9 protein-coding genes are annotated in these 11,830 nt (G+C 32.6%); 7 read left to right on the forward strand and 2 right to left on the reverse strand.

Going from position 1 to position 11,830, the window contains the following annotated elements; translation table 11 throughout:
- The first annotated feature begins 108 nt into the window (after positions 1–108).
- Together OU788_RS04285 and OU788_RS04290 are read left to right on the forward strand one after the other, a co-directional pair.
- A complete protein-coding gene (locus tag OU788_RS04285; protein WP_274634014.1) occupies positions 109–1,482 on the forward strand; it encodes an aldehyde dehydrogenase in 1,374 nt (457 codons plus the stop codon).
- A gap of 46 nt (positions 1,483–1,528) precedes the next feature.
- Positions 1,529–2,263: a nitroreductase family protein gene (locus OU788_RS04290; RefSeq protein ID WP_274634015.1), complete on the forward strand. Its 735-nt coding sequence runs from the start codon at positions 1,529–1,531 to the stop codon at positions 2,261–2,263.
- A gap of 526 nt (positions 2,264–2,789) precedes the next feature.
- On the opposite strand, the gene OU788_RS04295 is transcribed toward OU788_RS04290, so the two are convergent.
- Positions 2,790–5,171 carry a penicillin acylase family protein gene (locus tag OU788_RS04295; RefSeq protein ID WP_274634016.1) on the reverse strand — a complete coding sequence of 794 codons (2,382 nt, stop codon included), beginning with the start codon at positions 5,169–5,171 and terminating at the stop codon, positions 2,790–2,792.
- A gap of 252 nt (positions 5,172–5,423) precedes the next feature.
- Between OU788_RS04295 and OU788_RS04300 the strand changes: the two genes are divergently transcribed.
- From OU788_RS04300 to OU788_RS04310, 3 genes are all read left to right on the forward strand, one after another.
- Entirely contained in the window at positions 5,424–5,732 is a 309-nt protein-coding gene (locus OU788_RS04300) for a hypothetical protein (protein WP_274634017.1), read from the forward strand.
- 63 nt (positions 5,733–5,795) lie between these two features.
- Positions 5,796–6,104, forward strand: coding sequence for a hypothetical protein (locus tag OU788_RS04305; protein ID WP_274634018.1), 309 nt, complete (start codon positions 5,796–5,798; stop codon positions 6,102–6,104).
- Positions 6,105–6,214: 110 nt separating this feature from the next.
- Positions 6,215–7,549 carry a sigma-54-dependent transcriptional regulator gene (locus tag OU788_RS04310; protein ID WP_274634019.1) on the forward strand — a complete coding sequence of 445 codons (1,335 nt, stop codon included), beginning with the start codon at positions 6,215–6,217 and terminating at the stop codon, positions 7,547–7,549.
- On the opposite strand, the gene OU788_RS04315 is transcribed toward OU788_RS04310, so the two are convergent.
- Positions 7,542–9,965, reverse strand: a complete 2,424-nt coding sequence (locus tag OU788_RS04315) for a hybrid sensor histidine kinase/response regulator (protein WP_274634020.1) — start codon at positions 9,963–9,965, stop codon at positions 7,542–7,544. The genes OU788_RS04310 and OU788_RS04315 overlap by 8 nt on opposite strands.
- Before the next feature lie 186 nt (positions 9,966–10,151).
- Here OU788_RS04315 and OU788_RS04320 point away from each other — a divergent pair, with 186 nt between their 5' ends.
- Entirely contained in the window at positions 10,152–11,276 is a 1,125-nt protein-coding gene (locus OU788_RS04320) for a DegT/DnrJ/EryC1/StrS family aminotransferase (protein ID WP_274634021.1), read from the forward strand.
- A gap of 110 nt (positions 11,277–11,386) precedes the next feature.
- Positions 11,387–11,803, forward strand: coding sequence for an MFS transporter (locus tag OU788_RS04325; protein ID WP_274634022.1), 417 nt, complete (start codon positions 11,387–11,389; stop codon positions 11,801–11,803).
- The last annotated feature ends 27 nt before the right edge of the window (positions 11,804–11,830 follow it).

Raw genomic sequence — 11,830 nt, forward strand, 5'->3', positions numbered from 1 at the left:
ATTTTGCATCGCAAAGTCATTACCTAACCTTGTCAGCTTAACTTTGTTTGTCTTGGTTACGCCATTATGGTTTTCAATAATGAATAAAAATTACAAGACTTATAGCTTATGAATATTCCCGCATTGGTTCAGTCGCAAAAAAACTTTTTTGCCACCCAACAAACCAAAGATATTTCCTTTAGAAAAAATGCTTTAAAAAGATTACAAAAAGAACTTATTGCTAGAGAACAAGATATTATTAAAGCACTTCACGATGATTTTAAAAAATCGGAGTACGAAGCAGTAATGACTGAGACTTCTATCGTATTGGCTGAGTTAAAAATGGCGATAAAAAATATTCATTCTTGGAGTAAACCTCTGCGTGTGTTGCCGTCGTTACTAAATTTCCCTTCCTCAGCAAAAATTTATAAAGAACCTTACGGAACTGCACTGATTATTGCTCCTTGGAACTATCCTTATCAACTAGCATTCGCACCTTTATTAGGCGCTATTGCAGCAGGAAATACCGTGGTATTAAAACCTTCGGAATTGACACCACATACGAGTAAAATTACTAAAGAAATTATTGAGACTGTTTTTGATAAAAATCATGTAACTGTTGTTGAAGGTGGCGCGGATGTTTCTACTGAATTGTTAGCACAACGTTGGGATTATATTTTCTTTACTGGAAGTGTTCCTGTAGGTAAAATTGTTGCCAAAGCCGCAGCAAATCACCTAACTCCTGTTACCTTAGAATTGGGAGGAAAAAGTCCGTGTATTGTTGACGAAACTGCCAATATTAAATTAGCAGCAAAACGTTTGGTTTGGGGGAAATTTATCAATGGCGGACAAACCTGCATTGCTCCTGATTATTTATTGATTCATACATCGGTTAAAGAACAGTTTATACAAGAATTTAAAGAAGAAATTTTTAGAGCCTACGGAGAAAACCCTCAAAACTCACCTGATTTTCCACGCATTGTCAACACTAGAAATTTTGACCGTCTAGCTTTGATGCTAGAAAATGAAAAGTGTGTAATTGGCGGGCAAACCGATAGAGATGATCGCTACATTGCCCCTACCTTAATTGATGAACCTAGCTTGGATAGTGAAGTAATGAAAGGAGAAATTTTCGGACCAATTTTCCCTCTAATTTCTTACGAAAATGAAGCCGACATTGAAAAAATCACTGCTAAATATGATAAACCTTTGGCTTTATATGTATTTACCAATCGAAATTCATTTGCTAAAAAAATGATTCAACGTTATTCATTTGGTGGCGGAACCATAAATGACACTACGGTTCATTTTGCCAATCACAGACTGCCTTTTGGTGGTGTGGGAGAAAGTGGTATAGGTGGTTATCACGGAAAGCAAACGTTTGACACGTTTTCACACAAAAAAGGAGTGGTTTCTCGCGGAACTTGGCTAGACATTCCAACTCGATATGCTCCATACAAAGGAAAACTAAAACAATTAAAAACCTTAATGAAACTAGGATAAATTAGACAAAAGACAAATAGACACAAGAATCAAGACACCTATATAAATGAGTGAAAAAACCGTATCAGAAGCAGTTAACTATCGTCGTTCGGTAAGAGTATACGATCCTGAAAAACCAATAGACACAACTATTGTAAGAAAATGTTTGGAGCAAGCTAGTTTAGCCCCTACCAGTAGCAATATGCAACTGTGGGAGTTTTATCATATCACCTCAAAAGAAACAATCGATAAAATAGCTCCGTTGTGTTTTAATCAAAATGCTGCTAGAACTGCACAACAGTTAGTTGTTTTTGTGGTTCGTAAAGATTTATGGCGCAAACGTGCGAAAGCGAACTTAGCTTTTATGGATAGAGTTTTTGGAAAAAACAATCCAAAATCGGAACAACGAAGTAGAGAAAAAGTAGCACGTAATTACTACGGAAAATTGATTCCGTTTACCTATTTTGATGTTTTTGGAATTTTCGGCTATCTTAAATACTTGATGGTTCTTGTTGTCGGAATTTTCCGACCTATTTATCGTGAAGTTCGAAATAGTGATATGCGCGTAGTTGCTCATAAAACCTGTGGATTAGCAGCACAAACCTTTATGTTATCGATGGCTGCTGAAGGTTACGATACTTGTCCCATGGAAGGTTCTGATACTTGGCGACTTAAACGCTTATTAGGCTTACCTCGTAGTGCAGAAATTAATATGGTTATTTCTTGTGGTATCCGTAAACCAGAAGGAGTGTATGGAGAACGTTTTAGAATTCCTTTTGAGGAGGTTTATAGGGAAGTATAACTTTCCTTTCTATAAACAAACGCAACCAAATAATTCTGTTGCTTTTTATTGATAAGATTGTTTTTAACTAAAACTCATTACTAACATCAATCTAAATCCAATAATTCTAAAAAAACATCTATGGATTTAGAAAAAAAATATACATAAGATGAAAAGCTCATAATTACAAGCAATATCATTAAAAATGTTTTATTTGAGTATTCTTTGTTAAAAAAATCAGAGACTATTTTTATTGTTGTTATTAAACATAAACTTAGTCCTAACCCAACTACAAAAATGACACCCAATAAATACCAAACATTACTTGTTTTGTAGTATGCAAAATATCCTGTAGGCAACAACAAGAATATTATGATTAAACAATAGATAAGTTTTTTCATATCAATTATTTCTACGCTAGCGCAAGCGTCTCGCTTGTGCTTTCTATAATTCTAATCGCTATCATAATATCTTATTTTTATTTACATTCTTTACTTACTCATACCGTAACGAGCAAGATGCTCGCGCTAGCTCATAAACATTTGTGCTACTTCGGTAAAAAAACCAATTTATTTTTACTCTTCTTTATATCTGCCTCATTGAGACTCATTTTTACAAACTCTCCATCCACATATTTTTGGGCTTGATCTTTGTAATACGGACTAAACACATTTCCTGATTGTCCTGTTGGTAAAATAGCAATGCTATTTTCTACATCAGAAAAATCAATGACTCTTCGAGTTGAAGGTCCTGCATGAACTTTATACACTCCTGTGCTATCCAACTTAAAAATCTGATTGTTAATCACCTCATTTCCTCCAATGGTTTCAAACGGACCGACATTGAAGAACTTACGCAACAAGCCACCTGCTTTACCAATAGCATGCTCATACTCCACAGAAATTACACGATTCCACGTCCAATTTTCCACATTCTCTCCTAATTGATTTTGTAAAAATGCAATAGCTTTTTGAAAAGCTGTGGTAATTATTTCATTTCTAGTTTCAACTTTATTTGTTGTTGAAATATCATCCCACCAAACCGATTGTTCTCTTTTCGCTTGCTCTGCTAACATCTGATCTTGCAATTGTGAATCAATAAATAACTGAAAGCTTTTTCCTAACTCATCTTTAAAAGTCGCAGTTAAAAACTCATATAAAAATCGATTGTAAATTGTCGGAGCTACATTCGTTTTTGCATATTCTCCATCCCATTTTTCTAATTCTGAATACGCTTTTTTAGCGGAAGGTGATAGTGACGACTTATCTACACTTGCCAACAACTCCCTTCCAATTTCTGGAACTACTGGTGAAGTAACATCGTAAATCATTTCAGCCACATCTTGGTTGGTGAAATCATTTTTAGACTCTAACAACTCAACAATTCTCTTCGCTCTGTCTTCTGGTTGATAATATCCAGGATACAATTTTCCTCTTACCGAATCAGGTTGATTATTGGCTGAATACACATAGTTCCAACTCGGGTTTTCCGCTTGCGGATTTTCTTCAAAATCTAAATACGCTATAATTTCATCCTTCCCTGAAGCTCCATTCAAATACATTTTAGACGACAAACTATCTCTTAGTTCATATAATTTAGCCGAAGCAAACCAACCTACATTTCCTTTAGCATCACCATACATTACATTTAATCCTGGTGCATGAATTTTTGCTGTTCCTGATTTAAAATCTTGTAACGAATTTGCATGCGACATTTTATACGACGCTTCTAACAATTTGTTCGGTAACTGTGTATAAATCCAGTTCATCGCTACTGGTTTTTCATCAGTAATATGTTCTATCAATCCGTTCATAATCGGACCGTGTTTACTCACTTTTACCTGATAGGTGGTATCTTTTCCTTCTTTTACTTTTATATGTTTATCCCACAATTCATATTGCTGATATCCTTCAGGAGTTTTATATTCCATCGGGTTTGCTGGATTATTTTCTTCTTCATAAAAATTTAAGTCATCGTTTGCTAACATTGTTAATCCGTAAGCATAGTCCTTATTATGACCCAATAAAGGGAATGGCATCAACGCTAAATTGAATCCGTAGATTTCAAAATCGGGAGTTTTTATGTGATTTTGATACCAAACCGAAGGCTGAGAAAATTCAATATGCGGATCGTTTGCAAAAATTACTTTTCCGTTTTTAGTTTTTGGTGGCGCAATTACCCATGAGTTACTTCCAATAAATGGAGAAACAGGGAGTTTTTCCATTATTTCACTTACTGCAATGGACATTTCTGCTTTAATTGCTTCTTTATTCGTTGTTTTGTTTAGGGTTAAATTTTTATCGAAAGAATTCAACAATTCATTTACATACGGCTCCCCTAAATTTTCTTTTACTTCAGTAAGAAACGGATCTGTTTTGTGTGCAATCGCAAAACTAAACGCCATGTATCCGAAGACATTATACACATCCTTAATCGTGTAATTTTCCTTATCTAATCCCACCAAATAAAATTCTAAAGGCGTTGCTCCTTCTTCTATAAACTGATTTACACCATTCAAATAAGCCTCTGTTAATTTATAAGCTTCAGAATTTTTATCTAATTCTTGAATCGTTTTTTCAGCAGCTTCTTCAATCCCTAATCCTGAGAAAAACTTATCGACTCTTACCAAATCTTTTCCAAAAACTTCTGCTAACCTTCCAGCCGAAATTCTTCGAATCAATTCCATTTGCCATAATCTGTCTTGCGCATGTACGTACCCTAAAGCTGTGTATGCATCCTGTTGATTTTGTGCGGTAATGTGCGGAACTCCTACCTCATCATAATACACAGTAACTTTATCTGAAATTGAGGCTAATTCTAACTCACCTTCATAAGTTGGATGCAGAGTTTTTGTAAACAACCAAACACCAACACTTAATAACACTAGTAATAACAGAACAATTTTTAACGACTTTTTTAATAACTTCATTAGGGATGATTTTTTATCAAAGATAACAGAATTATTTATTGTTACTTACTAGGATAAAAAGTGTAAAATTTACACAGTTTTGTTTTTAGTTTACACACTTTTTACACACCTCGCTGCGAATCTTCAAAAACCAAAAAACACACAACCAACTGTATAACAACAACGTACAGATAAAAACAATTTTACACACAGTCGTTGGCATGTTTATTTCAATATACCAAGCAAACGATTAGTAATTAAAAAATAAAAATCATGAAAAAATTAATCTTAGCAGTAGCAATTTTAACAGGAGTATCAACTTACGCAGTAGTAAATAATACTGTTTCTCCTATCACACCAGTACACACAGTTGTTGAAAACGATTTTCAAGAGATTTCTTTAGATAAGATCCCAACAACAATCACTAATTCTCTTAAGAACAGTTTTCCTTCTGCTACTTTAAGCAAAGCTTTTGTAAACGAAAAAGAACAATACAAATTAGAAATTAGTGTTGAAAACGAAACTAAAACTCTTTACGCCGACAAAGACGGAAATTGGTTAGACGCTAAAGACGTAAAATAATTAGTATTCACCCCCAAGAATAGTAATAGTAAACAATATATAATCCATTTAAAACTTAATATCATGAAAAATTTAATTTTAGCAGTAGCAATCTTAACAGGAGTATCAACTTACGCAACAGTAAACAACACTGTTTCTCCTATCGCACCAGTACACACAGTTGTTGAAAACGGATTCCAAGAGGTTTCTTTAGATAAATTACCTACAGCAATTGTTGACGCTCTTAAAAGCAGCTTTCCTTCTGCTACTTTAAGCAAAGCTTATGTTAACGGAAAAGAACAATACAAATTAGAAATTAGTGTTGAAAACGAAGCTAAAACTCTTTACTCTGACAAAGACGGAAATTGGTTAGATGCCAAAGATGTTAAATAATTGGTAATCCCTCAATTTTAGTGAGAAAAGGGCGTTTTATTGTAAAACGCTCTTTTTTTTAGTTTATAAAGGGCTTATATTAGAGGAACTATTTAGAACAAACATGTTTTATGAAAACGATTTTACTAGTAGAAGATGATGTTACATTTTCAAATATGTTAAAGCATTTTTTAGAACGTCATCAATACACTGTAGATGTAAGCTATACGATTAAAAATGCTACAACTCTTTTAAAAGAGCATACCTATAATTTAATTTTTACCGATTTACGTCTTCCTGATGGAAATGGTATCGATTTATTAAAATTAAGCAAAGACAACAACAGTAATATTCCTGTAGTTTTAATGACAGGGTATGCAGAAGTTTCAACTGCTGTTCAGGCAATGAAACAAGGTGCTTTTGATTATATTTCTAAACCTTTTAATCCTGATGAAGTTTTAGAAGTAATTAGCAATGCTCTTGAAGAAAAAACTGATTTTGTTGAAGTTGTAAAAGAAGAAAAGAAAAGCACCAATACAAATGCTAATATTGTTGCTGGCATTAGTGCTGCTTCTAAAAGTTTATTCGAGCATATTAATTTGGTAGCCCCTACTGATATGTCTGTTCTTATTACTGGTGAAAGCGGAACAGGTAAAGAAGTTGTTGCCAACACCATACACAATCAAAGTTTACGCAAAAACAAACCTTTTATTGCTGTTGATTGCGGAGCCATACCCAAAGAAATTGCTTCTAGTGAATTTTTCGGACATCAAAAAGGTTCTTTTACTGGTGCAACAAACGATAAAATAGGACATTTTGAAGCCGCTAATGGTGGAACTCTCTTCTTAGATGAAGTTGGGAACTTAAACTACGAAAGTCAAGTACAATTATTACGTGCTTTACAAGAACGAAAAATTAAACCTGTTGGAAGCAGCAAAGAAATTACTGTAGATATACGCCTTATTACCGCTACCAATGAAGATTTACTTTCTGCCGTTGAAAGCGGTAATTTTAGAGAAGATTTATACCATAGATTAAATGAGTTTTCGATTAAAGTACCTAGTTTAAAAGACAGGAAGGACGATTTAATTTTATATGCTGATTTCTTTTTAGAGAAAGCCAACCAACAGTTACATAAAGAGGTTGCTGGTTTTTCTCAAGAAGTCTTAGCTTTATTTCAGCAGTACCATTGGCCTGGAAACTTACGAGAATTGTCTAACGTTATTAAAAGAGCTACGCTTTTATCTCAAACCGAAATTATTGAAAAAGAAGTGTTACCAGAAGAACTAAAAAACCCTGATGTTCAGCACAGTTTTTCTAACAAATTTTCAACCAAAGAAAATGAAAAAACACTAATCATAAGTGCATTAAAAGAAGCAGGAAACAACAAAACAAAAGCTGCTAAACTATTAAATATCACAAGAAAAACTCTATATAACAAATTAAAGGAATACGAAATTAACTAAGGAAATTTCGTATTTCTTCTAATAACTGAACCACTTTTTCGTTAAAACTCACCCAAACTTCTTTATCTATTTTGTTAGCTTCTTCAAAATCTTGAAGAAACACCACTAATGAGTGAATTTTTAGCTGCTTAAACATCCCCAGCATTTTATGACTAATTGTTTGGAAAGATTGTAAGTCATTCTTATCTACTGATTGTTCTAACAACGATAAATTTTGCTCTGTTTCTTTTACAAACAGATGCAGTGTTTTTTCTACCATTAAATTGTCATTACCCAAAAAAGTTTTTAATGAAGCAATATCAAAACTTTGATTTTCTTTATTGTTAACTTCTCTTTCCTCCTCCTTCTCATAATCAATATTTACATTAAAAAATCGCTGTAAAACTTCTGCGAGTCTTTCGGTTTTAAATGGTTTAATCAGTGCATCTGAAAAGCCATTTTTAATATATTCACTTTCTGATAAATTTGCTCTTCCTGTCATTGCTATAATTGGCTGACCTTTATAAGTACTATGCTTTTTAAGAGTTTCCATAAAATGAATACCATTCATTTTTGGAAGTTGTATATCAGTTAAAACCAAATCGTAAGTAACAGTATCTATTTCTTCTAAAGCTTCTTGTGCATTACTAAAAGAAGTTACCGTAACACCAAATCCTTCTAAAATATTTTTTAATAATATTCTTAACGAAGTATCGTCTTCTACCACTACCGCATGAATATTGAGTATTTCTTTTTGGGACTCTTTTTCATTTTCTTTTAATTTCCTTTCAGTAAAAGTAACTGGCACAAACAATGAAAACTTGCTTCCTTTTCCTAAACTACTTTCCAAAGTTAAAGATCCTCCCAAAAGCTCTGCTAATCTTTTAGAAATAGTTAAACCTAGTCCAAATCCATTTTGACCGTTCTCTTTTTCATGCACTTGAGTGAACTCTTTAAACACCTTGTTTTGTTTATCTTTACTTATTCCTACTCCTGTATCAATTACTGCAATCTCTACATAACTCTTTTCTTTTACCTCTCTTAATTTACTTTGTATTATTATTGAGCCTTCTTTAGTAAACTTACAAGCATTGGTTACTAAATTATAAAGAATTTGTTTTATTCTAAACGGATCACTCACCACTAAAGAGTTGATTTTTTCGTCGTGATTTACGCTTACCAATATTGGTTTGTTTTGAACTAAATTTTTTGCACTGTTATATACTTCGTTTAAGTTTTTCTCTAAATCGAAAGGAACTTTTTCTATCGTTACTTTATCATGTTCTAGTTTAGAAAACTCTAACAAATCTTCTACAAGCTGCTTCATATAAACTGACGCATTTTGTATATGAGCTGCATAATTTTTCTCTTTTGGATTATGTATTGATTTTTGTAATAGTTCGCTAAAACCCGTAATTGTACTTAACGGTGTTCTTAAATCATGGCTTACCATGGATATTAATTGCTCTCTACTTTTTAAAAGTGAAGACGTAGTTGCATTGGCGCTTTCTAACTCTTGCCTGTAATGTTGACTTCTCCAAAAATCATTTAAAATAATAATTGAGAACAGTACTATAATCACAAAACCAACTCCAGCTGCTAACAATATTATAGTTTTACTACGATTTAGAGTTTCTTCATGCTTTTTATACGCTTCATTTGCATTCGAAATAACGTCTCTTTCCAACACACTTAATACCTCTCGTAGTTTTCTTGAAATTGTAACATCATTTTCTATTAACTCTCTCTCTTTTATTCGTAAAAACCTCCTTTTTATATTGGTTTCTCTTTGCGCTTTTTGAAGTATTTCTTTGGATGCTGTTATTAAAGAATCTATTTGTTTTTGTTCTGTCGCTCCTACTGGTTTATCTTCTTCATCTCTATCAAATAACATTAAATATCTTTCTAGACTTAATCCTGTTTTATCATTGAATTTTTCTGGATTACCGACAAGATCTTTTAATGTCTCTTTTCCCAAAAGCGAATCTATTGACCCTAACTTATCAATAGCTTCATTAATAGATTTATCAGAAGCATTTTGCTGGTTCAATCTCCTTAAACTTGTAATGTTTATTCGTTTGTTATTTAAAACAAGCTTAATACTATCTAATATGTTCTTTTTTGAAACGTCTTCTACAATAAAATTTAACGAATCAATCTTTTTAATCAGCGATTTATTCTCTTCTAAATACTCGTTATATCGCTTAAATGAGTTTAATTGAATAGCTGCTCTACCTAGATTTTCATTTTCATAAATATCAGCTATCAACCCTCCTGTTTGTATAATATTATTTCTATCTGAAATCCCCTGTTTTTGTATATCGATATACGTTTTTATTTCTGAAAAAAGTAGTGCTCCTGAAATAACAGCTAACACCACAAGTATAGCGTATCCTACTAAAACCTTAAAGGCTATTTTACGTTTCGACTCTTTCATTAATTATCCTTATTCTCTTGTAGCTACAGAACGAAAATTTGTGATTTTTGTTGTTGTTTTCTGCTCATTAAATATACCACAAAACACCCGTTCTCATAAATAAAACGTGACTTTTATAATTTTCCTTAAAGATTTAAAACAATGAAAGATTGTTTGTATTTTTGATGCTTATAAAAATCATGTTCAATGAGAAAAATTCAAATGGTTGACTTACAAAGTCAATATCAAAAAATAAAAGATACGGTTGATGCTTCTATCCAAGAGGTTTTAAATACTTCAGCATATATTAACGGACCATATGTTCATGAGTTTCAAGCAGATTTAGAAAAATATTTAGGTGTTAAGCACGTAATTCCATGTGCTAACGGTACAGATGCCTTGCAAATTGCCATGATGGGCTTAGGTTTAGAACCAGGTGATGAAGTTATTACTGCCGATTTTACCTTTGCTGCTACTGTAGAAGTAATTGGTTTATTAAAATTAACTCCTGTTTTAGTTGATGTTGAACCAGACACCTTTAACATTGATATTGAAGCTTTAAAAAAGGCGATTACACCTAAAACAAAGGCAATTGTTCCTGTACATTTGTTTGGACAATGTGCAAATATGGAAGCTGTTCTTGAAGTTGCTGAAGCACATAACTTATTTGTAATTGAAGATAATGCACAAGCTATTGGCGCTGATTATACTTTTACAGACGGAACTAAAAAGAAAGCAGGTACAATGGGTAATGTTGGAACCACTTCTTTCTTCCCTTCTAAAAACTTAGGATGTTATGGTGATGGTGGTGCTATTTTTACTAATGATGATGAATTAGCACACACACTTCGAGGAATGGTAAACCACGGAATGTACAAACGTTATTACCACGACGTAGTTGGAGTGAACTCTCGTTTAGATTCTATTCAAGCAGCAGTGTTAAAAGCGAAGCTACCTTTATTAGATAGTTATTGTGATGCTCGTAGAAAAGCAGCGGAATATTACTCAAATGCTTTTGCTAACAATCCTAATATCATTACACCAACCATTAGTGATTTTACTACGCATGTTTTCCATCAATATACTTTGAAAATTACTAACGGAAAACGTGATGAATTACACCAACATTTATTAGATAACGGAATTCCTAATGCTATCTATTACCCTGTACCATTACATGCCCAAAAAGCATATCAAGATGACAGATACAATGAAGCTGATTTTACAGTTACCAATCAATTAATTGATGAAGTAATTTCGTTACCTATGCATACAGAATTAGATGAAGAACAATTAGCTTTTATTACGAAAACTATTAACGATTTTATTTAATCGCAGGGCGATAGCCAAGGATTTAATTCCCTAAGGCTTGCCTCGAAATACTTAAAACTACTTCCTATGAACACCTCCTAGGAAGTTGTTATTTTTAAAAGCAATAAACTATGAAACAGAAAATTAAAACATTAAAATTTATTCATTTATCTTTAGTAGCAGGAATTACTTTGGCGTATTTTATTTTAGGAGATTTTGAAAACATTTTCAAAATGGTTATTGATAATTCTTCTTTGTTATATGCTTTCATTCCTGCAATTGCCTATGTTTTTAGTAATTTCTTATTTAAAAACATGTTGAAAAATGTAAAAAGAGAGGCTAGTAATGAAGAAAAACTTGCGATTTATCAAACAGCTTCAATCGTAAGATGGGCTGTTATTGAAGGAGCTTGTTTTATAATTTTATTTTTAAAACCTGACTTTTTACTGTTAGGAGTAATTTTATTAATCTATATGATTCTCTTAGCACCAAAAGAACACCAAATTTCAAGAACCTTAGACATTAAAGATTCTGAATTACAATCATAAAAAAAGCGAACTCAAATGAGTTCGCTT

The sequence above is a fragment of the Tenacibaculum sp. L6 genome, from assembly GCF_028823685.1.
GTDB lineage: Bacteria > Bacteroidota > Bacteroidia > Flavobacteriales > Flavobacteriaceae > Polaribacter.

Bases quoted from the DNA above. Each gene is read 5' to 3' on its own strand.
- OU788_RS04285 (WP_274634014.1), top strand. From the start codon at position 109: ATGAATATTCCCGCATTGGTTCAGTCGCAAAAAAACTTTTTTGCCACC.
- OU788_RS04290 (WP_274634015.1), top strand. From the start codon at position 1,529: ATGAGTGAAAAAACCGTATCAGAAGCAGTTAACTATCGTCGTTCGGTA.
- OU788_RS04295 (WP_274634016.1), bottom strand. From the start codon at position 5,171: ATGAAGTTATTAAAAAAGTCGTTAAAAATTGTTCTGTTATTACTAGTG.
- OU788_RS04300 (WP_274634017.1), top strand. From the start codon at position 5,424: ATGAAAAAATTAATCTTAGCAGTAGCAATTTTAACAGGAGTATCAACT.
- OU788_RS04305 (WP_274634018.1), top strand. From the start codon at position 5,796: ATGAAAAATTTAATTTTAGCAGTAGCAATCTTAACAGGAGTATCAACT.
- OU788_RS04310 (WP_274634019.1), top strand. From the start codon at position 6,215: ATGAAAACGATTTTACTAGTAGAAGATGATGTTACATTTTCAAATATG.
- OU788_RS04315 (WP_274634020.1), bottom strand. From the start codon at position 9,965: ATGAAAGAGTCGAAACGTAAAATAGCCTTTAAGGTTTTAGTAGGATAC.
- OU788_RS04320 (WP_274634021.1), top strand. From the start codon at position 10,152: ATGAGAAAAATTCAAATGGTTGACTTACAAAGTCAATATCAAAAAATA.
- OU788_RS04325 (WP_274634022.1), top strand. From the start codon at position 11,387: ATGAAACAGAAAATTAAAACATTAAAATTTATTCATTTATCTTTAGTA.